Source organism: Mumia spirodelae, from assembly GCF_050632745.1.
GTDB lineage: Bacteria > Actinomycetota > Actinomycetes > Propionibacteriales > Nocardioidaceae > Mumia.
This window is the reverse complement of sequence record NZ_JBODSD010000001.1, coordinates 1,583,207-1,605,614: the sequence shown is the minus strand read 5'-3', so window position 1 is coordinate 1,605,614 and position 22,408 is coordinate 1,583,207. Positions and strand designations below refer to the sequence as shown.

The window sequence follows — 22,408 nt, the reverse complement described above, 5'->3', positions numbered from 1 at the left end:
GTGCGCGAGACGCTCGGCGCCCTGACGTCCCGCGGACGTGCTTTCGTCGCGGCCGGCGTCACGGTGCTTCTCGGCGGCATCGTCCTGGGCCTCGACGTGCTCGTGCAGATCGGCGCGCTCGCTCTGGCCCTCCCCCTGCTGGCGGTCCTCGCCGTCGCCCACAGCCGGAGCACGGTGGGGGCGGCCCGCGAGGTGTCCCCGGCACGCGTCCCGGCGGGCACGGACGTCGAGGTCTCGCTCGACCTCTCCGGCGGCGGGCGCGGGACGTCGGGCACCCTCCTCCTAGAGGACCGGCTGCCGGACGCCCTCGGCGGCGACCGCCGCTTCGCCGTCGACACGATCGGGACGCGCTGGCACTGCCCCGCACGCTACAAGCTGGTCCCCCGGCGCCGCGGCTTCTACGCGCTCGGCCCCCTGTCGGTGCGGGTCGGCGACCCCTTCGGCTTCCTCTCGGTCCGCAAGACCTTCCACACCACGACCCCGCTCGTCGTGACGCCGACCGTCCACCCTCTCGGGAGGCTGTGGGCCGGCGGCGTCGGCGCGGAGCAGGGCGAGCACCGCGTACGACTCGGCTCGACCGGCCGCGCCGACGACACCTCCGTCCGCGAGTACCGCGTCGGCGACGACCTCCGCCGCATCCACTGGCGGACGACCGCGCGGACCGGCGAGCTGATGGTCCGCCGCGAGGAGGAGGGCCGGCACGCCGACACGACCGTCTACCTGGACACCCGCCGCGACGTCCACCGTCCGGGGTCGGACGGGACCTTCGAGTGGGCGGTGTCGGCCGCCGCCTCGGTCGCCGCGCACTTCTCCGGCCACGGCTGGGACGTCCGCCTCGTCACCGACACCACCGACTCCCACGACTCCGCCCCGGACGAGCTCGGGCTGATCCTCGACGAGCTCGCGGCCGTCCGCATGTCGGCGCGGCGCGGCAGCGACATGGTGCCCGCCGACGTCCTCACCTCGCGAGGGACGGTCGTGGCGATCGTCACCGGGTCCGACCCGGAGGCGCTGGACCACCTGGACCGCTGCTCGCTCGGTGCCGGGCGCCGACTGGCCCTCGTCCTCGACGCCGACGGCTGGCTGCGCGGGGCGCACGGGGGCACCGGCAACGCGGCCGACCTCGCGGCCACCGCTCGCGCGCGAGGGTGGGCGGCCACGGCGGTCGGGGGTGGAGACACCGTCGGCGAGGCCTGGCACGCGCTCGCCCTCCAGTCGGCCAAGGAGGCGGTCCGATGACCGGGCGGATCGGCCACGCGCTCTGGGTCGGCCTGTGGGTCTGGCTGCTCGCGGTCGCCGTCGGCGGCACCTTCTCCCCGCTCGTGCTCGACAGCAGCTTCCTCGCCGAGGGCGCGCTCGGCGCCGCCGCCGTGGTCGTCACCGGCGTCTTCCTCCGTGCCGCGGGGGCGCCCCGCCCCTTGGTCCTCGGCGCGCAGGGCGTCGTGACGGTCGGCTGGCTCACCGCGGCGTACGGCGCCGGCACCGGCATCGCCGGGGTCGTCCCCACCCCCGCCACGCTCGAGCGGGCCCGCGCCCTGGCCGACGCGACGTATCAGCACGCGCAGCGCTATGCCGCACCGGTGCCCGACATCGAGGCGCTGAGCGCGACCCTCGCGACGCTCGTCGTGGTCCTCGCGCTCGTGATCGACGTGCTGGCCACCGAGCTGCGGTGGACCCCCGCGCTCGGACTCGTGCTCCTCGCGGTCGTGATGGTGCCGGCGACGCTCCTCGAGGGCGAGGTGCCGATCGCCGTCTTCGTGCTCGGCGCGGCCGCGTACGCCGGCCTGCTCGCCGTCACCCGACGCGACGAAGGCAGGGCCTGGGGACCTCGTGTGGTCGGTCTCAGCACCCGGCCGGCCGATCCCGTCGACTCGGCGGTCGGGCACGCCCGCGCAGCGGTCCCGGCGGTCGGGATCACCGTCGGTGCCATCGCCGTCGCGCTCGTCGTCCCGCTGCTCGCGCCGAGCGCCGCGCAGAGCCTGTTCGACGGTGCCGGCTCGGGCAGCGGCACCGGCAACGGCACCGGTCTGGACAACCCGGTCCTCGACATGCGCCGCAACCTCCGCGGCCAGAGCCGCGACGTCCTGCTGACGATGCGCGAGGAGGGCGAGTCGCCCCGGCCCCGCTACGTCCGTCTTGCCTCCCTCCAGGCGGTCGGCCAGCAGGGATGGACCCTCGGCGACAGGGTCGGCGCCGGGCAGCAGCTCGACGACGACCTTCCCGCCATCCCCGGCCTCAACCAGGGCGTCGACGCCCGGGCGATGCGCTACGGCGTCGCCGTGTCCCCGGGCTTCGACACGCGTTGGCTCCCGCACGTGTACGCGCCGACGGCCGTGTCGCTCCCCGACGACGCCGGCGTCGAGATCGACCGGAGCATGCTCGACATCAGCCGCATCCCCCGCCTGGGGTCCTTCGCCGGCGAGTCGTACACGGTCGAGTCCCTCGTCGCCCGCCCGACCGAGGCCGACCTGCGCACCGCGCCCGCCTCGACCCTGACGATGTCGTCGTACGTCACCCTGCCCGACCAGACCCCGCAGGTCGTCCACGAGCGCGCCGAGGAGGTGACCGCGGGCACCACCAACGCGTTCGACCGGGCACTGGCGTTGCAGCGCTGGTTCCGCCAGGAGGGCGGCTTCGAGTACTCGCTCGACCAGCGTCCGGGCTCCGGCATGGAGACCATCGAGCGGTTCCTCACCGACGACCGTGTCGGCTACTGCGAGCAGTTCGCGACCGCGATGGCGATGATGGCCCGATCGCTGGGCATCCCGTCGCGGGTCTCGGTCGGCTTCCTCTCCGGCGAGCCGGGCCGACAGGCCGGGACCTGGGTCTTCCGCGGGACCGACATGCATGCCTGGCCGGAGCTCTACTTCGCCGGCATCGGCTGGGTCGGGTTCGAGCCGACGCCGGGCGGCAGCGGCTACACACCGCCGACCTTCGCGGAGGGCAGCGCGAGCTCCCAGGAGGTGCCGCTTCCCTCGGCGAGCCCGACGGCGCTGCCGACCGGGGCACCGTCCCCTCCGCCCGGGAGCGCGGGGGCCGGGACGACCGCCGACGAGTCCGGCGCCGGCCGGTCGTGGCTGCCGATGGTCCTCGTGCTCGGCGGCCTGGTGCTGATCGGCCTCGCCGTCCCGAGCGCCGTCCGCACCGCGCGGCGGCGCCACCGCTCCCGTCCGCACGACGATCCCGCCCTCGCCGTGGAGGACGCCTGGGCCGAGGTGCGCGACACCGCGACCGACTACGGCATCGGGTGGACCGACGGCGTCTCGCCTCGTACGGCGGTTGCAGCCGTGCGGGCGCGGCTCGGGGACGACCCCGCCACCGGGGCGGCGATCGACACGCTCGTCGACGCGGTCGAGCGCAGCCGGTACGCACCGGCGTACGAGCCGGCGGACCTGACCGCGGCCGTCGACCGGCTGCGGGAGGCGATCGCGCACAGCGTCTCCGGGCGCCGTCGGGTCATCGCCGTCGTGCTCCCCCGGTCGGTGCTGGCGTCGAACGCCCGGCGGCACGCGGTGCGCGACGAGGACGAGGTCCTGTCGCTGCGGGAGTGAGGCCCGCCCAGGGCTCCACACACCCTCCGGCGGGACCCGGCCACGACCCCGGACATGACGCGGACCCGCCGCTTGGCGGGTCCGGGATGGGGATCTGGTCTAGGAGTCGGAGTCGCGGCGGCGCTTCCAGCGCTCCTCCATGCGGTGCATGAAGGACTCCGACGAGTTGCCGCTGCCGTGGCTCGGTCGGGGCGGCGTGGCCTGCGGGTTGGTCTCGGGGCCGTCGACGTCGCGCGATCTCCACGTCGTGAGGAAGAAGTAGGCGCCGGCGACCATCAGCGCAAACCCCACCACCCCCAACGGCGTGGAAGCGGCGATCACGCCGGTCATGAGCAGCGCCACGCCCGCGACGAACCCGATCGACGCCAGAACCACGATGCGACGCGCCCGGGCTCGGAGCTTCGAGCCTCGCAAGGTCGATGCGAGTCGTGGGTCCTCGGCAGCGAGTGCTTGCTCGAGCTGCTCGAGCAGTCTCTGCTCTTCCTCTGAGAGCGGCACGTCGGGCCTCCCTGAAACTCCGACCGGCTGTTGCCGGACCTTTTGCTCCAGTCTAGGCAGGCGGTCACGGCTACGCCACAGCACGGGCTATTGTTTGTGCGCACGGGGGTGTCGGCCCCCGTCCGTCACTCGGGAAGGACGCCGATGCTCCGGTTCACCACCCTCGTCAGCTCTGCTGCCCTCGTGCTCGCCGGCACCGCCCTCGGCGCCGCCTCGACCGCGGGCGCGACGACGAGCACGGCCTCCGCGGTGGCCACGCAGGCCGCTCCGTCGACCGCCGCCACGGCCCTCCGGGCGGCCAAGCCGTCCCAGAAGGACCGCTTCTACCGGGCCACGACCCGCCCCGGCGACCGCGACCGCTCGGTGACCTCGATCAAGCACGTGCGCGAGCTCCAGTACCGGCTCCGCTGGGCGGGCGTCTACGGCGGCTCGGTCAACGGCGTCTACACCGCCCGCACCGCGAAGGCCGTGAAGAAGTTCCAGAAGCGAGTCGGCCTCAAGCGCAGCGGGGTCGCGAGCACCGCGACCTGGAAGCGCCTCATCCAGAAGACGGTCCGCGGGAAGTCCAGCATCCCGAAGCGCTGCAAGTCCTCGGGCTGGAACATCTGCTACGACCGCAAGCGCCACCAGGTCGTGCTCTACAAGAACGGCACCCTCTGGAACAGCTGGCTCGCGCGCAGCGGGATGGCCTCGGCGAAGACCCGCACGGGCAAGTTCACGGTCTTCTACCGCAGCAAGAACCACGTCAGCTCGATCTACGAGTCCAAGATGCCGTACGCCCAGTTCTTCTCCGGCGGCCAGGCGTTCCACGCCTCGTACCTGATGATGGACCCGTTCGTCGGCCACAGCCACGGCTGCGTGAACCTCTACATCCCCGACGCCAAGCAGCTGTGGGCCCTCACGGCCGACAAGCCGCTCAAGGTCACGATCTACGGCGCCTGGGACTGATCCTCAGTCCGTCGCCCGCACGGCGAGGACGTGCAGGAGCCCCGCCAGCGCACGCAGGCGGGGCTCCTGCGCTGCTGCGTCCTCCAGCGCGGTGAGCGCCTGCCGGTCGGCGTCTGACTCGACGAGCGCCGGTGGCACGAGGTCGGCGAGGACGCGGACGCCGTCGACCCGCTCGACCCTCAGCCCGGCGTCGCCGACGAGCGTCGTGAGCTCCTCGAGCGTGTAGCGCCGTGGCCCGTCGACGGAGCGGTCCCAGGTCGCGGCGCGCAGGTCGAGCAGGCGTCGCGCCCGCAGCAGGTCGCCCGAGACCGCCCGTCCGAGGACAGCCCGCATCCGGCCCGCGGCCAGCACGCTCACGTGGCCTCCCGGACGCAGGACGTCAGCCGTCGCGGCGATCGTCGCCGGGGGGTCGTCGACGACCTCCAACAACCCGTGGCACAGCACGAGGTCGACCGATCCCGCGGCGACGTGCTCGCCGAGCTCCGCGACGTCGCTCTGCACCGCCCGGACCCGGTCGGTGACCTCCGCCGCGGCGGCACGCCGGCCGAGCATCGCGAGCGCGTCGGCGTTGCGGTCCACGACCAGCACCTCGTGGCCGAGGCGCGCCAGGGCGACGGCGTGGCCGCCGGTCCCACCGCCGAGGTCGACGACCGCCAGGGGCTCGCCACCGCCTCCGACCACGCCTGCGAGCAGCACGTCGAGGTCGCCGCCAGGACGACCGCCGCGGGACCCCGGTGCGGGCTCGGCGTTCACGCGACCCAGTGTGCCAGCCGCCGCACGGCCCCGCAGCGTCCCGGACCCCGCGGGGAGTACGGTCGGCCTGTGAATGCCACCCATCCCCGTGTCCAGCAGGTGATCGACGCCCTCGCCGAGCACGGCGTCGTCGACGAGGTCGTCCGTGTGCTGCCCGACTCCGCACGGACGGCGCGGGAGGCGGCGGACGCGCTCGGCGTCGAGGTCGGCGCGATCGCCAACAGCCTCGTGTTCGAGGCCGACGGCGAGGCCGTCCTCGTGCTGACCAGCGGAGCGCACCGCGTCGACACCGCCGCCCTCGCCGCCGCGCACGGCCTGCCGCCCCTCGAGCGCGCCCGCCCGGAGACGGTCCGCGCCGCGACGGGGCAGGTCATCGGCGGGGTCGCGCCGGTCGGTCACCCGGCTCCGCTGAGGACCTTCGTCGACCTCGCCCTGCGCGACTACGAGGTGGTCTGGGCGGCGGCCGGACACCCGCACGCGGTCTTCGCGACGTCGTTCGACCAGCTGGTGACGATCACCGGGGGCACGCCGACCGAGGTCGCCTGAGCGGGCAGCAGACAGGGCGCCTGTCGCGATCGACCGACGCCCTGGAAGAGGAATGGAGCTGCCCGCCCGGCCCGACCCCCGACGCGAGCCGGACGGGCAGCATCACGTCCAGTGTGGTACCCCGAAGGCCCCCGCGCCATGAGCGCTGGTACTCAATCGTGACCTGAGCACTTCCGCCTGCCTCCTCGGCCGCAGGTGCGCGACGGGAGCGTCACGCACCCGCGTACGCGTCGGCGAGCAGCCGGTACGACGCGATGCGCTCCTCCGGGTCGTGCACCTGGGTGGTGACGATCAGCTCGTCGGCGTCGGCCTCCTTGCGGCGACGCTCGAGGTCGTCGCGGACCTCGGCCGGAGTGCCGACGCTGGTGAACCGCCGGCGCCGCTGCACCAGCTGGCGCTCCGCCGCGGTCCAGGGGTGGGCGGCAGCCTCCTCCGGCGTCGGCAGCGGGCCCGGCCGGTTCTGCATCAGCCGCACCATCGAGAGCTCGGAGGCGAGAGCCAACGTCTCGGCGCGCTCGCGCGTCTCGGAGACGATCGCCGCGACGCCGAGCATCACGCGCGGCTCGGGCCACTGCGCGGACGGCGTGAAGGACTCGCGGTAGAGACGGACCGCCTCGCCCGGGTCGGCGGCGCCGAAGTGGCCGGCGAACGAGTACGCGGTGCCGAGCGCGCCCGCAGCCGTCCCGCCGTGCAGGCTGGATCCGAGGATCCACACCGGCGGGAGCGGGACGTCGGTCGGGATCGCGTGGACCGGGGCGAGCGGGTGGTCCGCCTCGAAGCCCTCGACGTACGCGCGGAGCTCGGCGTACAGCGACGGGAACTGGTCGGACGTCACGGCCTCGGCGCTGCGCCGCAGCGCGTACGCCGTCAGCTGGTCGGTGCCAGGGGCGCGTCCGAGCCCGAGGTCGATGCGACCCGGGTGGAGCCCCTCGAGGACGCGGAACCACTCGGCGACGGCGAGCGGGGACCAGTTCGGGAGCATGATGCCGCCCGACCCGACGCGGATGCGCTCGGTCGCGGCGGCCACGGTGGCGATCATCACCGGTGGCGCCGAGCTCGCGACGCTCGGGATCGCGTGGTGCTCGGCCAGCCAGTAGCGGTGGAACCCGATCTGGTCGGCCTCCTTCGCGAGCGCCACCGTCTCGTGCAGCGCCGACGAAGCGGGGCGGCCGGAACCGATGGGCGACAGGTCGAGGACGGACAGGGTCGACAGAGGTGCGGAAGTCACACTGCGTCCCAACGCCCCGGACCGTCCCGCTCTTCCCTCGCGGCCTGCTCGGTAGCCTGACGGCGTGGCTGACGTGGTGGTGGTCGGAGGAGGGTTCGCGGGGATCTCGGCGGCGGTCCGCATCGCCAAGATGCGCCACCGGGTCGTCCTCCTCGAGGCCGGTGACCGGCTCGGCGGCCAGCTCGCGCCGTACGAGACCGACGGCTGGTCCTTCGACCACGGCCTCTCGGAGCTGACGCTGCCGGCGACCGTGCGCGACCTCTTCAAGAAGTCGGGCCGCCCGCTGGACCGCGTCCTGGACCTCGAGCCGCTGCCCGTCGCTCGGCGCCACGTGCTCGACCGCGACCTGGTCCTCGACCTGCCGGCGGGCAGCCGCGGCGCGCAGACCGACGCGATCGACGCGGTCCTCGGCCCCGGCAAGGGTGAGCGCTGGACGCGGTGGCTCGACGCGTTCGACGACGTGTGGGAGGTGCTCCGCCGGGTCGCGCTCGGTCGGCCGCTGGTCGGCCGCGGCGACTTCGACCGCGAGCAGTGGCGCACGCTGCGACCGCGGCTCTCGCTCGACCGTGCCGCGCGCCGCGGACTGCGCGACCCGTACCTGCGCGCCCTCGTCCTCGACCGGCACCGCCTCGACGGCCAGCAGCCGCGGTCGATGCCCGCCTTCCTGGGGGCGTACGACCTCGTCGAGCGCTCGTTCGGACGCTGGCGCGTCGCCGGGGGTACGACGGCCCTGCTCGCCGCGCTCGAGCGGCGGCTCGAGGAGCGCCGGGTCGACGTCCGGCTCGGGACGCGTGCCCACGACGTGACGGGGTCCGACGCGGTGGACGGGGTCGTCACCGACGACGGCCACCTGCCCGCCGAGGTGGTGGTGTGGGCGGCCCCGGTCGGGCCCGGCGGACGACGCGAGACCGACGCGCTCCCCCGCGTCCCGTCCTCGCGCACCTACCTCGGGCTCGGCCCGTACGCCCCGCGGCTGGCGCAGGAGACCGTCGTCCACGGCACGCCGGTGCGGATCATGCCCAGCGCGACCCACACCGGGGACGGCCAGGCGTGGACCGTCGAGCACGTCGGCGCGGAGGACCCGCTGGTCACCCTGCGCCGAGCCGGGATCGACGTCGGCGACCACGTCGCGTACCGGGAGGACGTGAGCGCCGTCGACCTCGTCCGACGGCACGGGGCGCGGGACGGGTGGCAGTGGTCGGGATGGCGTACGGCGTTCCAGGTCCCCGGCGTCGGGCAGGCGCGAAGCGGCTACCTCCGCGTGGGCGTCAACGCCCACCCCGGCGCGTCTACGGAGCTGGTGGCCCTGGGGACGGCCGCTGCGGCGGAGACGCTGCGGCCGGGTGCGTCCACTCCTGCCGGAGCCCGCTGAGCAGGGAGCCGAGGTAGCGGGGACGCTCGATGCCGTCGTCCTCCACCGTGCACGCGGCGACGCCGAAGCCGGCGGCGACCAGGCCGCTCACCCACCACGCCACGACGAGCGCGTCGCCGCGGACGCCGTCGTGGAAGTACAGGTAGGCACAGCCGACGAACACGGCGGCCCCGATCAGTCCGCCGAGCACCAGCATCCCCCGTTTGCGGTGCTGCTCCCGAGTCACACCTTCAGGATCGCACCGGCGAGGTCCACCCGCCGGACGTTGCGGTTTCCCGCGTGTCGCAGGTCACACCGCCGGGATCGACGCGAGGCTCTCGTAGATGCGGCGGGTCGCCGACGACCGGTTGAGCGTGTAGAAGTGCAGGCCCGGCGCGCCTCCCTCGAGCAGCGCGTCGCACAGCTCGGTCGCGATCAGCGTGCCCTCGGCGCGCAGCGCGTCCGCGTCGTCGGCCCACGGCTCGAGGCGCGAGACCACCGTCGCCGGGACCGGGTGGCCGGACAGGTCGGCCATCCGCGTGATCTGGCCGAGGTTGGTGATCGGCATGATGCCCGGGACGACCGGGATGTCGCAGCCGCGCGCCCGGACCCGCTCGACGAGCGCGAAGTAGTCCTCGGCGAGGAAGAAGAAGTCGGTGACGACGAACTCGGCGCCGGCGCGCGCCTTGGCGACCACCACCTCGGCGTCGGCGTCGAGGCTCGCCGCCTCGCGATGGCCCTTGGGGTAGGCGGCCGCACCGACGCAGAACGTGCCGAGCCCCGAGACCAGCGCGACCAGCTCGTCGCCGTGGTCGAGACCCCCGGGGTGCGACGTCCACGGCGCGCCGGGTCCGCCCACCGGGTCGCCGCGCAGGGCGAGGATGTTGCGCACGCCGGCCGCGGCGTACTGGCCGAGCACGGAGCGCAGGTCGTCGCGGGACTGCCCGACGCACGTCAGGTGTCCCATCGGACGCAGCGTGGTCTCGGTCGCGATGCGCTCGGTGATGCGCACGGTCCGGTCGCGCGTGGAGCCGCCGGCGCCGTACGTCACCGACACGAAGGTCGGGTGCAGCGGCTCCAGCTCGCGGATCGCGGTCCACAGCGCGCGCTCGCCGGCGTCGTTCTTCGGCGGGAAGAACTCGAACGAGAAGCTCGGCGCGGGCGCGGCGATGTCCTCGCTGAGACGGCGTGCGGTCGACATGGGGTCACTGTAGCCGCGGCCCGCGACCGCTACGGCGAGACGACCGTCCCGTGGACGTAGGTAGGGTGACGACGTGACCGCCTCCCCCGACCTCGCGACCCGGGTCGGCGACGACCTGCGGACCTTCCTCGCCGCGCAGCGCGAGCGCCTCGCACCCCTCGGTCCCCGGCTCGACTCCTTCCTCGACGCCGCCGAGGAGGCCGCGTCGGGCGGCAAGCGGCTCCGCGCCGCGTTCTGCCACGCGGGCTGGGTCGTCGGCGGCGGGACCGGTGACGACGTCGCCGTCACCCGTGCCGCCGCGTCGTTGGAGTGGCTGCAGGCGAGCGCGCTCGTGCACGACGACGTCATCGACGCCTCCATGACCCGGCGCGGGCGCCCGGCGGCCCACGCGGCGTTCGCGATCGCGCACCGCGAGGCCGGGTGGACCGGCGACCCCGACGCGTACGGCACCGGTGCCGCGATCCTCCTCGGCGACCTGCTGCTGTCGTGGGCGGACGAGATGTTCCGGACGTCCGGCTTCGCCCCGGCGGTCGTCGCCCGCGCGACGCCGTACCTCGACACCTGCAAGTCCGAGGTCGTCTCCGGGCAGTTCCTCGACCTGGTGGGCCAGGCGATCGGCGAGAGCTCCGTCGACGAGGCGCTGCGGGTGGTGCGCTACAAGTCGGCGAAGTACACCGTCGAGCGCCCGCTCCACCTCGGCGCCGCCCTCGCCGGTGCCGGACCGGAGACGGTCGATGCCCTGAGCGCGTACGCCGTCCCGGTCGGGGAGGCGTTCCAGCTGCGCGACGACGTGCTCGGGGTGTTCGGCGACCCGGCGGTCACCGGCAAGCCGGCCGGCGACGACCTGCGCGAGGGCAAGCAGACGGTGCTGGTCGCGCACGCGTACGCCCGTGCGAGCCTCGAGCAGCGGGCCGAGCTCGACCTCGGTCTGGGCGACCCCGACCTCACGCCGGCCGCGGTCGACCGGATCCGCGACGTGATCCGCGACACCGGCGCGCTCGCGCGGCTCGAGGAGGACATCGCCGACCTCGAGGAGCGGGCCGCGGCCGCGCTCTCGCTGCCGCCGCTGGCGCCGCACGCCGCGACGCTGTCCGACCTCGCGGCCCGCGCCGTACGCCGTTCGGCCTGAACCACCGGTCGCACGCGCGTGGCCCGGGTCGTCAGAACCCCAGCGCCTGCGCTCTCCTGCGCACCTCGCGCCCGCGTCCCTCGCGCAGCGCGTCGACCGGGCGGCCGGGGAGCGTGTCGTCGGCGGTGAACAGCCACACCGCCGCCTCGTCGTCGGTGAAGCGGGCGTCACCGAGCAGGACCAGCGTCCCCCGCAGTCCGTCCAGCGTCGCGCCGTCGGCGAGGAGCAGCGCCGGCACGCGCTGCTTCGACGACGTCGCGGTGCGCACGGCGAGCAGGTCGCGCTCGCGGACCTTCTGGCGTACGCGGCTCACCGTCGTCTCCAGCTCCACCGCGACCTCGTCGAGCGTGAGCCACTCCTCCACGAGGTCGTCGAGCTGTTCGCCCGTCGTCGGGGCGGGTCCGGTCTCGTCAGCCATGGGACAAGACTCGCACGGCCGTACCGTCTCGCCTCCCTCGGTCGGCTGGTCGGCTCACCTACACTGAGGCGGGGCCTTTCCACGCGTCCGCATGCCCGCACGAGGACCCGGCCCGCTCGACGTGAGGAGGTGACCGTGGCGACGCTCGACGACGACCTGCTCGTGGGACGCGTGCTCGACGGTCGCTACCACCTGCGCAAGATCCTTGCCCGCGGCGGCATGGGCACCGTGCTTCTCGCCACCGACACCCGTCTCGACCGCACCGTGGCCGTCAAGGTCATGCAGGCCGGCCCCGACGACCGGGGGTTCACGACGCGTCTGCAGGTCGAGGCCCGCGCCGCCGCCCGGCTCAACCACCCCAACGTGGTCGCGGTGTTCGACCAGGGCGAGGACACGGGGCTGCTCTACCTCGTCATGGAGTACGTGCCGGGGCACACCCTGCGCGACGTGATCAGCCGCGAGGCTCCCCTGCCGCCCCGACGGGTGCTCACCCTCGTGGAGCCGCTGCTCCTCGCGCTCTCCGCGGCGCACGACACGCGCATGATCCACCGCGACGTGAAGCCGGAGAACGTCCTCATCACGCCCGGCGGCCAGGTGAAGGTCGCCGACTTCGGCCTCGCCCGGGCGTTCAGCTCCGACACCGAGGCGACCTCGGGCGTCCTCGTCGGCTCCGTCTCGTACCTCGCGCCCGAGCTCGTCCTCAACGAGGGCGCCGACGCCCGGTGCGACGTGTACGCGGTCGGCGCGATGATGTTCGAGATGCTCACCGGGTCCAAGCCGCACACCGGCGAGACCCCGATCCAGGTCGCCTACCAGCACGTGCACGCCGACGTGCCGGCGCCGTCCACGATGGTCGCCGGCATCCCGCCGTACGTCGACGCCCTGGTCGCCCGCGCGACCGCCCGCGACCACGACCAGCGCTCGGCCGACGCCCGGGTCCTCCTCCACCAGGTGCGACGGGTGCGCTCGGCGCTGGAGGCGGAGGTCAGCGACGACATCGAGCTCACCCAGGACCTCCAGCTGCACCGGATCGCGGTCGCCTCCAGCGACGAGCTGCCCGATCTCGCCGCCGCGACCGCCCTCGCGCCCGCGGTCGCCGGTCACGACGCGTGGGGGGCGTCCGACGACTACGCCGACGCGCCGACGGCCGTGGGGTCGTACGACGACGCCGGCCTCGGCCACGACGACACGGTCGGCTACCGGCCAGGGCCGCCGGAGGCGTACGACTCCGGGTACGAGGCCACGCGGACGGTCACCCGGGACGCCGCCGGGATCCCCTCCGCACCGGTCGCGACCACGCCGGCAGCGGAGCACAACCGGCGCCAGCGCCGCCGCGGGCGCCGGATGCTCATCGCGGTGCTGGTCGTCGCGCTGGTCGCCGCCGGCGTCGGCTGGTGGTACGGGGTGGCCCGGTACGACTCCGCGCCGGACCTGGTCGGGATACCGCTGGCGCAGGCGCGGGCCGAGGGCCAGCGGGCCGGCTACACCGTGGAGACCGGCGGCGAGGCATACAGCGAGACCGTCGCCCGTGGCTCGATCGTCTCCACCGATCCCGGGCCCGGCGGCCGGATCCTCCCCGAAGGGACGCTCACGCTGGTCGTCTCCAAGGGCAAGGAGCGCTATCCGATGCCCGACCTCCAGGGGATGAGCGAGAGCGAGGCGGAGTCGGCGCTCGCCGACGTCAAGGCGGTCATCGGCCAGGTGGACCGCAAGTACAGCGAGTCCGTCGACCAGGGCGACGTCATCTCGATGTCGCTGCCCGTCGGGCGCATGATCCGTCCCGACACCGCGGTCGACCTCGTCGTGAGCAAGGGACGGCGACCGGTCGACGTCGCGGACTACACCGGCAAGTCCGTCGACCACGCGCAGGCCAAGCTGGAGAAGGCCGGGTTCGAGGTGGACGTCGACCGGGTGTACGACGCGGAGGTCCCCAAGGACCAGGTCATGGCCCAGGACCCGTCGAGCGGCACCGCCTACAAGGGCGACACCGTCAAGCTCACCGTCTCGGACGGCCCGGAGCCGATCGAGGTTCCCGGGGTGATCGGCAAGAACGTCGACGACGCGCGGGCGATCCTCGAGGCAGCCGGGTTCAAGGTGAAGGTCGAGAAGGAGCGCATCCACTTCGGCAGCAACCTCGTGTCGCGCCAGTCCCCGGGCGGGGGCGACGAGGCGCCGCCCGGGTCGACGATCCTGCTGCGCATCGTCTGACGCCGCGCTCCGGCGTTCGCGGTGCTCCCACCGCAAGCCGGGCCGTCCGTCGTGCGGTCGGGCAGTCGTACCGTCCGGACGGTCGGACTAGGATGGCCTTCGTGCCCACCCCCTCCAGCTCCGCTCCCGTCACGCATGCCCGCAACCCCCTCGGCGCGCACGTCGCCGTCGGCGCGGGGCTCGCTCGCGGGGCCTGGGCGACGATGCGCGGGCTGGGTGCGGACACCCTCCAGGTCTTCGCCGGCAACCCGCGCGGCTGGGCGGCGTCGAAGGGCGACCCCGCCCAGGACTCCGCCTTCCGGACCCGCTGCGAGGACGAGGGCGTGCCCGCGTTCGTCCACGCGCCGTACCTGGTGAACCTCGGCAGCCCGAACCCTGCCACGTACGAGAAGTCGGTGGCCGCCGTCGCGCACAACCTCGCGCGCACCGCCGCGATCGGCGCGCGGGGCCTGGTCGTGCACACGGGCTCGTGCGTCGACGACGGGACGTACGACGTCGCGCTCAAACAGGTCCGCGAGGGCCTCCTCCCCCTCCTCGACGCGCTTCCCGACGACGGACCGCGTCTCCTCCTCGAGCCCACCGCCGGCCAAGGACGCTCGCTGTGCGCGCGGGTCGACGATCTGGAGCCGTACCTCGACGCCCTCGACCACCACCCCCGTCTCGGCATCTGCCTCGACACGTGCCACGCGTTCGCGGCCGGCGAGCCGCTCGACGAGCCCGACGGTGTGGCGGCGACCCTCGAGCGGCTGGTCGAGATCGCCGGTCCGGGCCGGCTCGCGCTGGTCCACGCCAACGACTCCAAGGACGTGCGCGGCAGCTTCAAGGACCGTCACGAGCGGATCGGCCAGGGCCACCTCGGGGCCGACGCGTTCGCCGCCCTGCTGGCGCACCCGGTCACCGAGGGCGTTCCGTTCATCCTCGAGACCCCCGGGGGCGTCGAGGCGTGGGGCGAGGACCTGGTCCTCCTGGCCGGGCTGCGCGACCGGTGAGCGGGCAGACGATGGAGCACGATGCGGGCACGCGGCGCCAGGGACTGCTGGCCGCGGCTGCGCTGCTGAGCGTGACTGCCGCGTGGGGATCGACGTTCTTCCTGATCAAGGACCTGGTGGAGGTGGTCCCCCCGCTGGACTTCCTCGCGGTCCGCTTCGCGATCGCCGCCGTCGCGCTGTTTCTCCTGCGGCCGCGCGCCGTCCTCGCGTTGTCGGGCGACGCGCTGAAGCGGGGCGTCGTCCTCGGTCTGGTGTACGGCGCGGCGCAAATCCTCCAGACCGTCGGGCTCGCGCACACCGCGGCGAGCGTCTCCGGCTTCGTGACCGGCATGTACGTCGTGTTCACGCCGATCCTCGCCGCGCTCGTCCTGCGGCAGCGGATCGGCGCACCGGTGTGGATCGCGGTCGTCGTCGCGACGGTCGGACTGGGTTTCCTGTCGCTGGACGGGCTGTCGATCGGCTACGGCGAGGGCATCACACTGCTCTCTGCCGTGCTCTACGCCGCGCACATCGTGATGCTCGGGGCCTGGACGTCGGCCCGCGAGGCGTACGCGCTGGCGGTGGTCCAGATGGCCGTGATCTCGGTGATGTGCCTGATCATGACCGCGCCGGGCGGCGTGACGCTGCCGCAGACCGGCGGGCAGTGGCTGAGCATGGTCTACATGGCGCTGGTCGCGGGCGCGTTCGCGATGCTCGCCCAGACCTGGGCGCAGGCGCACCTGCCGGCGACGCGGGCCGCGATCATCATGTCGATGGAGCCGGTCTTCGCGGCGGCGTTCGCGATCGGGTTCACCGCGGAGTCCCTCACCTTGCGGACGCTGCTGGGCGGCGGGATGGTGCTGGCGGCGATGCTGATCGCCGAGGCGGTGCCCCGCCGGCACGTCGAGGCCGAGGTCCCGCACCTCTCCCAGTAGCCGGGTCATCCTCCGCCGGTGACCCGGGTTCCGACAGGTCAGCGCAGGCGCTCGACGGCGAACTCGAGCGGCGGGTTCGCGATCACGTCCTGGGCGGCCACGACCTCCATCTCGCCGGCCCCCGTACGACGGGTGTGGTCGAGGATCCCGAAGATCGACGAGGCCACCTTCGCGAGGGCGTCGGGCACGTCCATCTCGGACTGCAGCAGCCGGCCGAGGAACATCGAGGTCGTCGCGTCGCCGGAGCCCGCGACCACGTTCATCTCGAGCCGCGGCGTCGTCACCACGTACGCGCCGGTGTCGTCCACCGCGATCATCGAGAGGGTCTCCTCGCTCGGGTCGAGCACCTCGACCGACGTGACGAGAACGATCCGAGGCCCGCGCGCCCGCAGCGCGTCGACGGCCTCGAGCAGCGCGTCGAGCGTGCCGACCTCCGCCCCGGTGAGCAGCTCGAGCTCGAACTGGTTGGGCGTCGTGATGTCGGCGGCCGGCACGATCCGGTCGCGCATCAGCTCCGCGATCCCCGGCCGGACGTAGACGCCCCGACCGCGGTCGCCGATCACCGGGTCGGCGCAGTAGAGCGCGTCGGGGTTGGCGGCCTTCACCTTCGCCACCGCGTCGAGGATCACCTCGGCGATCTCGGGAGCACCCTGGTAGCCGGACAGGACTGCGGCGAGGCCCGGGAACACGCCCCGCTCCCCCACACCGGTGATGACGTCGGCGACCTGGGCCGCCTCGAAGACGGTCCCGCGCCACACGCCGTAGCCGGAGTGGTTCGAGAACGCGACCGTGTTGACGGGCCACGTGTCGACGCCGAGACGCTGGAGCGGGAAGACGGCCGAGCTGTTGCCCGCGTGGCCGTACGCGACGGAGGACTGGATCGAAAGGACCTGCACGGTCCTCAGCGTACGGCCTGGCGTACCGTCGCCTCGTGCCGACCGACGCAGACCACCACTTCTACGAGCCGCGGCACGGGCACCGCCTGCCGCACGACCCGTTCAACGCGATCGTCGCGCCGCGCCCGATCGGCTGGGTCTCGACCCGCAGCCGCGATGGCGTCGTCAACCTGGCGCCGTACAGCTTCTTCAACGCCTTCGCCTACACGCCGCCGATCATCGGGTTCGCGAGCACCAGCCGCAAGGACAGCGTCGCGAACGCCGAGGCCACCGGCGAGTTCTGCTGGAACCTCGTCACCGAGGACCTCGCGGAGGCCATGAACGCGACCTCGGCGATCGTGGCGCCCGACATCGACGAGATGCGGCTCGCGGGCCTCACGCCGACACCCGGCCGCGTCGTCGACGTGCCGTACGTCGCGGAGTCCCCGGTCGCCTTCGAGTGCCGGACCTCGCAGGTGATCCGGCTGACCGCGGCCGACGGGACCCCGGCTGAGAGCTGGTTGACGCTCGGCGAGGTGGTCGGCATCCACATCGCGCACGACCTGCTGGTCGACGGGATCTACGACACGGCGCGGGCGCGCCCGCTGCTGCGCGGCGGCGGGCCGACGGCGTACTTCGGGATCCGTCCGGAGCACCGGCTGGACATGCGCCGCCCGAGCTGACCCGACCGGGGCTGGGGTTTGCCACGCTGGCGTGGCAAACCGCGAGCGGAAACGGCAGGGCAGCGGCCGACCTCGCCGCGTCAGCCTCGCCGCGGGTCAGCGGGCGCGCAGCATCTCCGCGACGAGGAACGCCAGCTCGAGGGACTGCGCACGGTTGAGCCGCGGGTCGCACAGCGTCTCGTAGCGGTGCGCGAGGTCGGCCGCCGAGAGCTTGCTCCCGCCGCCGACGCACTCGGTGACGTCGTCGCCGGTGAGCTCGACGTGAACGCCGCCGGGCCACGTGCCGAGGGCGCGGTGCACCTCGAAGAAGCCCCGCACCTCGTCGATGACGTCGTCGAACTCGCGGGTCTTGTAGCCGTTGTCGGTGGCGAAGGTGTTGCCGTGCATCGGGTCGGTGATCCAGGCCACCTGCACGCCTGCCGCGGTGACCTTCTCCACCAGCTCGGGCAGCAGGTCACGGATCTTGCCGGCGCCGAAGCGCGTCACGAACGTGAGCTTGCCCGGGATGTTGTCCGGGTTGAGGGTCCGGGCGTACGCGAGGGCGTCGTCCGGCGTCGTCGTCGGGCCGAGCTTGATGCCGACCGGGTTGGCGATCCGGCTCAGCAGCTCGACGTGCGCGCCGCCGAGCTGGCGCGTGCGCTCACCGATCCACAGGAAGTGTCCGGAGACGTCGTACAGGTGACCGGTACGCGAGTCGACCCGCGTCAGGGCCTGCTCGTACTCGAGGATGAGCGCCTCGTGCGACGAGTAGAAGTCGACCGTGTGGAACTCCTCGGGATCGATCCCGATCGCGTCCATGAACGCGAGCGCCTTGTCGATCTCGGTGCCGATCGACTCGTACTTGGCGCCCACGGGGCTGTTGCGGACGAAGTCGCTGTTCCAGGCGTGCATCTTGCGCAGGTCGGCGTAGCCGCCCTGGGTGAACGCGCGCGCGAGGTTCAAGGTGGCCGCCGAGGCGTGGTAGACCTCGAGCAGGCGCTGCGGGTCGTGCGCCCGCGCCTCGGGCGTGAAGTCGAAGCCGTTGACGGCGTCGCCCCGGTACGCCGGGAGCGTCACGCCGTCACGGGTCTCCGTGTCGCTGGAGCGCGGCTTGGCGTACTGGCCGGCCATCCGCCCGATCTTCACGACCGGGACGCTCGCCGCGTACGTCAGCACGACCGCCATCGACAGCAGCACGCGGAGCTTGTTGCGGATGTTGTCGGCGTTGACGCCCTCGAAGGTCTCGGCGCAGTCGCCGCCCTGGAGCACGAACGCCTCGCCGCGTGCCACCGCCCCGAGCTTGTCGCGCAGCTGGTCGGCCTCGCCGGCGAAGACCAGCGGCGGCATCCCGCGCAGGCGCTCCACGGCCGCGTCGCGCGCGGCCAGGTCGGTGTACGTCGGCTGCTGCGCCGCGCCGAGGGCGCGCAGCTCTTCGAGGGTCGGGATGCTCACCGTCCCAGCGTACGACGCCCGTCCCACGGGCCCGTGCGGGTCCCGCTCGGCGGACGGCGGTCAGCCGAGCAGGGCCTGCACCTCGGCGTACTGCTCGGGAGGGACCGTCTTCAGGCGGCCGACCGCGTCGGCGAGCGGCACCCGGACGATGTCGTCGCCCCGCAGCGCGACCATCGAGCCCCACGCCCCGTCGACCACCGCCTCCACCGCGTGCAGGCCGTAGCGGGTGCCGAGGACCCGGTCGTACGCCGTGGGCGTGCCGCCGCGCTGGACGTGACCGAGGACCACGGCGCGCGTGGACGAGCCGGTCCCCCGCCCGATCTCGGCGGCGACCCAGTCCCCGACACCACCGAGCTGGACGTGCCCGAAGGCGTCCGTCCCCGTGCGGGCGAGCACCTCCTCGCCGCCCTCGGGGACGGCGCCCTCGGCGACCACGACGATCGGGGCCCGGCCGCGCGCGGACACCCTCGCGCAGGTCTCGAGCACTGCGTCGCTGGAGAAGGGCTGCTCGGGGACGAGGATGGCGTCGGCGCCGCCGGCGAGGCCCGAGCGGAGCGCGATCCAGCCGGCGTGGCGGCCCATGACCTCGACCACGATCGCGCGGTGGTGGGACTCGGCGGTGGTCCGCACCCGGTCCACGGCCTCCGTCGCGATCATCACCGCGGTGTCGTGCCCGATCGTGACGTCGGTGGCGGAGAGGTCGTTGTCGATCGTCTTCGGGATCCCGACCACGGGGACGCCCTCGCCGGCCAGCGCGTGCGCGACGCCGAGGGTGTCCTCGCCGCCGATCGCGATCAGCGCGTCGCACCCGGCCGCCTCGAGCCCTGCGCGGACCCGGGCGATCCCGTCCTCCGTCCCGAGGGGGTTGGTGCGCGACGATCCGAGCAGCGTGCCGCCCCGGTCGAGCTGGTCGGAGACGTCGGCCCACTCCAGCGGCCGGGTGTCCACGTCGATCGGTCCGCGCCACCCGTCGCGGAAGCCCAGCACCTCCATCGACGGCTCGGAGGCGGCACGGCGTACGACCGCGCGCAGCGCCGCGTTGAGGCCGGGGCAGTCGCCGCCACCGGTCAGGACACCGACTCGCATGGTTTCTCCGTCCTGCTCCGAGCCGTGGGGGTTGGGGGCTGCTACTCGTCGAGGCCGCGCTCGATCGCGTAGCGCACCAGCTCGACCCGGTTGTGCAGCTGGAGCTTGCGCAGGGTGTTCTGGACGTGGTTCTGGACCGTCCGGTGGCTGAGCACCAGCCGCTCGGCGATCTGCTTGTAGGTCAGCCCCTTGGCGACCAGGCGGAGCACCTCGGTCTCGCGCTCGGTGAGGCGCGGGGCGTCGGGCTCGTCGGCGGGAGGGGCCTCGGACAGCCGGCGGTACTCGCCGAGGACGAGACCCGCGAGCCCCGGGGTGAAGACCGACTCGCCGCGCGCCACGGCCTCCACGGCGTCGAGGAGCGCCTCGCGGGAGGCCGACTTCACGAGGTAGCCGCTGGCACCGGCCTTGACGGCGTCGAGGACGTCCTGCTGCTCGCCGGAGGCGCTCAGGACCAGGACCTTGGTGTCGAGCCCGCGCTGGGTGAGCGTGGCGGTGACCTCCACGCCGTCGGGCGCGGGGATGTTGAGGTCCAGCAGGAGGACCTCGGGACGCGTCGCGAGCACCCGGTTGATCGCCTCGGTGCCGTTGGCCGCGGTCGCGACCACCTCGAGCCCCGCCTCGGTCAGATCGCGCGCGACGCCCTCGCGCCACAACGGGTGGTCGTCGACGACCATCACTCGCACCATGCGCGGAACCCTATCGCGTCCCGGCAGGTCCAGGCACCCGCGCCAGCGGCACCGTCAGCTCCCACTCGCAGCCCTGACCGGCGGTGTCGACGAGGTCGGCCTCGCCGCCCAGGTCGCGCAGCCGGCCCTTGATCGACGTCGCGACGCCCATCCGGCCCTCGGCCTCGGCCTGCTCCAGACGACCCGCCGGGATCCCGGGGCCGTCGTCGCGCACGCTCACCACCACGCGGTCGTCCAGCGCCTCGAGCAGGATCCAGGTCGACGTCTCGGGGCCGCCGTGCAGGAGGGAGTTGGACCGGCACGCCAGAACCGCGGCGACCAGCTCGTCGACGACCTCCGTCGGCAGCATCACCGGGCGGCTCGGGGTGGCGACGCTGACCCGCGGCTCGGCCAGGGCGTCGAGCGCCCGCCCCAGGTCGACCAGCTCCCCGTCGGCTGCGGTCTCGTCCCGCGCCCGCGACTGGATCAGGCTGCGGAGCGCGAGCTCCTGCTCCCCCGCCAGCCGGCCCAGCTCCGCGGCCTCGCCGCCGATCTCGGCCCCGCGACGCTGCACCAGCGCGAGCACCTGGAGCACGCCGTCGTGCACCGCCCGGGCCAGCCGCTCGCGCTCGGTCGCGATCGCGGCGGCGCGCTCGGCCTCCACCCTGCGGACGGCCGACACCCGCAAGGCGTGGGCGCAGTAGCCGACCAGCATGGCCGCGAGCACCATCAGGAAGATGTTGCCGACCGTCGACGAGTTGACCGTCGGGCGCATCGTGACGTCGACGCTCTGCACGATCGCGGTGGCGAGCAGACCGCCGGTCACGCCCCAGCGCACCGCCCAGCACAGGACGACGGTCGTCACCCAGTACGTCGTGAGGGTGAAGGTGTGCTCACGGATCATCTCGTCCGTGTGGGTGTAGAGCGTGGAGCGCAGCAGCGCCAGGGTCACCAGCATGTCGACCACGAACACCCACGTGGCCCGGTGCCGCGGCTCGTACAGCCAGGTGACGACCCCGGACCAGACGACCATCACGCCGATCAGGGCCCACGCGGCTCCGGGGTGCTCGAAGTCGCGCCATCGCGCGGCGTTGACGCCGACCGCGTACACGAGCGTGACGGCCCGCAGAACCGTGAGCACCCGGTAGAACTGGTCGTCGACCTGCTGCGCGGCGCGCGTGACGCGGTCCATCGTCCTGCGCCTACGACGCCTTCGGGAGCTCGCGGACCTCGGGGTCCGACGGTGCCTCGGGATCGGCCTTGCGCGAGCGCGACGCGTACGTGTCGACGTACTCCTGGCCCGAGAGGCGCATGATCTCGTACATGATCTCGTCGGTGATCGCGCGCAGGATGTAGCGGTCGTCGGCCATGCCCTCGTAGCGGCTGAAGTCCAGCGGCTTGCCGAAGCGCACGCTCGGACGCACGTAGCGGCCGAAGATCTTGCCCGGAGGGGCGACCACGTTGGTGCCGGTGACCGCGACCGGGACGACCGTCACGCCGGACTCCAGCGCGAGCCGCGCGACACCGGTGCGCCCGCGGTAGAGGCGGCCGTCGGGCGAGCGGGTGCCCTCGGGATAGATCCCGCACACCTCACCCTTGGACAGCAGCCGCAGCTGCGTCCGCAGGGCTCCCTCGGAGGCCCGTCCACCCGTCCGGTCGATCGGGACCTGGCCGGTCGAGGAGAAGAACGTCTTCTGGAACCAGCCCTTGATCCCGGGCGACGTGAAGTACTCCGCCTTGGCGACGAAGGTGACCCGGCGCGGCACCACCAGCGGCATGAACAGCCAGTCGCTGTAGGAGAGGTGGTTGCTCGCGATGATCACCGGCCCCTCGGCGGGCACGTTCTCCGTCCCCGACGCCTCGGGGCGGAAGATGAGCCGCAGCACCGGGCCGAGAATCACGAACTTGAGCAGCCAGTAGGTCAAAGCACCCCT

General features: G+C 73.6%; 22 protein-coding genes. 10 read left to right on the top strand and 12 right to left on the bottom strand.

Annotated features, from left to right (window positions below; all coding sequences use genetic code 11):
* Together ACQSSQ_RS07880 and ACQSSQ_RS07875 are read left to right on the top strand one after the other, a co-directional pair.
* Nucleotides 1–1,239, top strand: a complete 1,239-nt coding sequence (locus ACQSSQ_RS07880; RefSeq protein WP_431326479.1) for a DUF58 domain-containing protein — start codon at nt 1–3, stop codon at nt 1,237–1,239.
* Nucleotides 1,236–3,551, top strand: a complete 2,316-nt coding sequence (locus ACQSSQ_RS07875; protein ID WP_431326478.1) for a transglutaminase TgpA family protein — start codon at nt 1,236–1,238, stop codon at nt 3,549–3,551. The genes ACQSSQ_RS07880 and ACQSSQ_RS07875 overlap by 4 nt, the downstream gene beginning before the upstream one ends.
* A gap of 99 nt (nt 3,552–3,650) precedes the next feature.
* Here ACQSSQ_RS07875 and ACQSSQ_RS07870 read toward each other — a convergent pair whose 3' ends face one another.
* Nucleotides 3,651–4,049, bottom strand: coding sequence for an SCO2097 family morphological protein (locus tag ACQSSQ_RS07870; protein ID WP_431326477.1), 399 nt, complete (start codon nt 4,047–4,049; stop codon nt 3,651–3,653).
* Nucleotides 4,050–4,193: 144 nt separating this feature from the next.
* Here ACQSSQ_RS07870 and ACQSSQ_RS07865 point away from each other — a divergent pair, with 144 nt between their 5' ends.
* Nucleotides 4,194–4,997 (top strand): L,D-transpeptidase family protein, encoded by an 804-nt coding sequence (locus ACQSSQ_RS07865; RefSeq protein WP_431326476.1) that lies wholly within the window; start codon nt 4,194–4,196, stop codon nt 4,995–4,997.
* 3 nt (nt 4,998–5,000) lie between these two features.
* Here ACQSSQ_RS07865 and ACQSSQ_RS07860 read toward each other — a convergent pair whose 3' ends face one another.
* The gene (locus ACQSSQ_RS07860; RefSeq protein ID WP_431326475.1) at nt 5,001–5,750 is read right to left on the bottom strand and encodes a methyltransferase domain-containing protein; all 750 of its coding nucleotides are present in this window, start codon (nt 5,748–5,750) and stop codon (nt 5,001–5,003) included.
* A gap of 69 nt (nt 5,751–5,819) precedes the next feature.
* Here ACQSSQ_RS07860 and ACQSSQ_RS07855 point away from each other — a divergent pair, with 69 nt between their 5' ends.
* Nucleotides 5,820–6,296, top strand: coding sequence for a YbaK/EbsC family protein (locus tag ACQSSQ_RS07855; RefSeq protein ID WP_431326474.1), 477 nt, complete (start codon nt 5,820–5,822; stop codon nt 6,294–6,296).
* A gap of 211 nt (nt 6,297–6,507) precedes the next feature.
* On the opposite strand, the gene ACQSSQ_RS07850 is transcribed toward ACQSSQ_RS07855, so the two are convergent.
* Nucleotides 6,508–7,524, bottom strand: coding sequence for an LLM class flavin-dependent oxidoreductase (locus ACQSSQ_RS07850; RefSeq protein WP_431326473.1), 1,017 nt, complete (start codon nt 7,522–7,524; stop codon nt 6,508–6,510).
* 64 nt (nt 7,525–7,588) lie between these two features.
* Here ACQSSQ_RS07850 and ACQSSQ_RS07845 point away from each other — a divergent pair, with 64 nt between their 5' ends.
* Nucleotides 7,589–8,896: a phytoene desaturase family protein gene (locus tag ACQSSQ_RS07845; RefSeq protein ID WP_431326472.1), complete on the top strand. Its 1,308-nt coding sequence runs from the start codon at nt 7,589–7,591 to the stop codon at nt 8,894–8,896.
* Here ACQSSQ_RS07845 and ACQSSQ_RS07840 read toward each other — a convergent pair.
* Together ACQSSQ_RS07840 and metF are read right to left on the bottom strand one after the other, a co-directional pair.
* A complete protein-coding gene (locus ACQSSQ_RS07840; RefSeq protein WP_431326471.1) occupies nt 8,814–9,122 on the bottom strand; it encodes a hypothetical protein in 309 nt (102 codons plus the stop codon). The two genes, ACQSSQ_RS07845 and ACQSSQ_RS07840, sit on opposite strands and share 83 nt — an antisense overlap.
* Before the next feature lie 63 nt (nt 9,123–9,185).
* Nucleotides 9,186–10,076 (bottom strand): methylenetetrahydrofolate reductase [NAD(P)H], encoded by an 891-nt coding sequence (gene metF / locus ACQSSQ_RS07835; protein ID WP_431326470.1) that lies wholly within the window; start codon nt 10,074–10,076, stop codon nt 9,186–9,188.
* 73 nt (nt 10,077–10,149) lie between these two features.
* On the opposite strand from metF, the gene ACQSSQ_RS07830 reads away from it, so the two are divergent.
* Complete coding sequence (locus tag ACQSSQ_RS07830) at nt 10,150–11,205, top strand: polyprenyl synthetase family protein (RefSeq protein WP_431326469.1); 1,056 nt, start codon at nt 10,150–10,152, stop codon at nt 11,203–11,205.
* A gap of 31 nt (nt 11,206–11,236) precedes the next feature.
* Here the strand turns inward: ACQSSQ_RS07830 and ACQSSQ_RS07825 are convergent, their stop codons facing one another.
* Entirely contained in the window at nt 11,237–11,623 is a 387-nt protein-coding gene (locus ACQSSQ_RS07825) for an Rv2175c family DNA-binding protein (RefSeq protein ID WP_431326468.1), read from the bottom strand.
* Between the two features lie 135 nt (nt 11,624–11,758).
* On the opposite strand from ACQSSQ_RS07825, the gene pknB reads away from it, so the two are divergent.
* The 3 genes from pknB (at nt 11,759) to ACQSSQ_RS07810 (ending at nt 15,734) form a co-directional block, all read left to right on the top strand.
* Nucleotides 11,759–13,831, top strand: a complete 2,073-nt coding sequence (gene pknB / locus ACQSSQ_RS07820; protein ID WP_431326467.1) for a Stk1 family PASTA domain-containing Ser/Thr kinase — start codon at nt 11,759–11,761, stop codon at nt 13,829–13,831.
* A gap of 101 nt (nt 13,832–13,932) precedes the next feature.
* Nucleotides 13,933–14,820 carry a deoxyribonuclease IV gene (locus tag ACQSSQ_RS07815; RefSeq protein WP_431326466.1) on the top strand — a complete coding sequence of 296 codons (888 nt, stop codon included), beginning with the start codon at nt 13,933–13,935 and terminating at the stop codon, nt 14,818–14,820.
* Nucleotides 14,821–14,831: 11 nt separating this feature from the next.
* Nucleotides 14,832–15,734: a DMT family transporter gene (locus tag ACQSSQ_RS07810; RefSeq protein ID WP_431326465.1), complete on the top strand. Its 903-nt coding sequence runs from the start codon at nt 14,832–14,834 to the stop codon at nt 15,732–15,734.
* A gap of 38 nt (nt 15,735–15,772) precedes the next feature.
* Here the strand turns inward: ACQSSQ_RS07810 and pdxY are convergent, their stop codons facing one another.
* Nucleotides 15,773–16,630 carry a pyridoxal kinase PdxY gene (gene pdxY / locus ACQSSQ_RS07805; protein WP_431326464.1) on the bottom strand — a complete coding sequence of 286 codons (858 nt, stop codon included), beginning with the start codon at nt 16,628–16,630 and terminating at the stop codon, nt 15,773–15,775.
* A gap of 35 nt (nt 16,631–16,665) precedes the next feature.
* Between pdxY and ACQSSQ_RS07800 the strand changes: the two genes are divergently transcribed.
* Nucleotides 16,666–17,292: a flavin reductase family protein gene (locus tag ACQSSQ_RS07800; protein ID WP_431326463.1), complete on the top strand. Its 627-nt coding sequence runs from the start codon at nt 16,666–16,668 to the stop codon at nt 17,290–17,292.
* Between the two features lie 96 nt (nt 17,293–17,388).
* Here ACQSSQ_RS07800 and ACQSSQ_RS07795 read toward each other — a convergent pair whose 3' ends face one another.
* Genes ACQSSQ_RS07795 through ACQSSQ_RS07775 form a run of 5 tightly spaced genes read right to left on the bottom strand, consistent with a single transcriptional unit; the run spans nt 17,389 to nt 22,399 of the window.
* Nucleotides 17,389–18,723, bottom strand: coding sequence for a class II 3-deoxy-7-phosphoheptulonate synthase (locus ACQSSQ_RS07795; RefSeq protein ID WP_431326462.1), 1,335 nt, complete (start codon nt 18,721–18,723; stop codon nt 17,389–17,391).
* 60 nt (nt 18,724–18,783) lie between these two features.
* Nucleotides 18,784–19,809: an ATP-dependent 6-phosphofructokinase gene (locus ACQSSQ_RS07790; RefSeq protein ID WP_431326461.1), complete on the bottom strand. Its 1,026-nt coding sequence runs from the start codon at nt 19,807–19,809 to the stop codon at nt 18,784–18,786.
* A 41-nt stretch (nt 19,810–19,850) separates the two neighbouring features.
* Nucleotides 19,851–20,495 (bottom strand): response regulator, encoded by a 645-nt coding sequence (locus ACQSSQ_RS07785; protein WP_431326460.1) that lies wholly within the window; start codon nt 20,493–20,495, stop codon nt 19,851–19,853.
* Between the two features lie 10 nt (nt 20,496–20,505).
* Entirely contained in the window at nt 20,506–21,666 is a 1,161-nt protein-coding gene (gene macS / locus ACQSSQ_RS07780) for a MacS family sensor histidine kinase (protein WP_431326459.1), read from the bottom strand.
* Between the two features lie 10 nt (nt 21,667–21,676).
* Nucleotides 21,677–22,399: a lysophospholipid acyltransferase family protein gene (locus ACQSSQ_RS07775; RefSeq protein WP_431326458.1), complete on the bottom strand. Its 723-nt coding sequence runs from the start codon at nt 22,397–22,399 to the stop codon at nt 21,677–21,679.
* Nucleotides 22,400–22,408 lie beyond the last annotated feature (9 nt).

What these genes read in the sequence shown, in the direction of transcription:
- ACQSSQ_RS07875 (WP_431326478.1), top strand. Translation starts at nt 1,236, where the DNA reads ATGACCGGGCGGATCGGCCACGCGCTCTGGGTCGGCCTGTGGGTCTGG.
- ACQSSQ_RS07865 (WP_431326476.1), top strand. Translation starts at nt 4,194, where the DNA reads ATGCTCCGGTTCACCACCCTCGTCAGCTCTGCTGCCCTCGTGCTCGCC.
- metF (WP_431326470.1), bottom strand. Translation starts at nt 10,076, where the DNA reads ATGTCGACCGCACGCCGTCTCAGCGAGGACATCGCCGCGCCCGCGCCG.
- ACQSSQ_RS07825 (WP_431326468.1), bottom strand. Translation starts at nt 11,623, where the DNA reads ATGGCTGACGAGACCGGACCCGCCCCGACGACGGGCGAACAGCTCGAC.
- ACQSSQ_RS07810 (WP_431326465.1), top strand. Translation starts at nt 14,832, where the DNA reads ATGGAGCACGATGCGGGCACGCGGCGCCAGGGACTGCTGGCCGCGGCT.
- ACQSSQ_RS07790 (WP_431326461.1), bottom strand. Translation starts at nt 19,809, where the DNA reads ATGCGAGTCGGTGTCCTGACCGGTGGCGGCGACTGCCCCGGCCTCAAC.
- ACQSSQ_RS07785 (WP_431326460.1), bottom strand. Translation starts at nt 20,495, where the DNA reads ATGGTGCGAGTGATGGTCGTCGACGACCACCCGTTGTGGCGCGAGGGC.
- macS (WP_431326459.1), bottom strand. Translation starts at nt 21,666, where the DNA reads ATGGACCGCGTCACGCGCGCCGCGCAGCAGGTCGACGACCAGTTCTAC.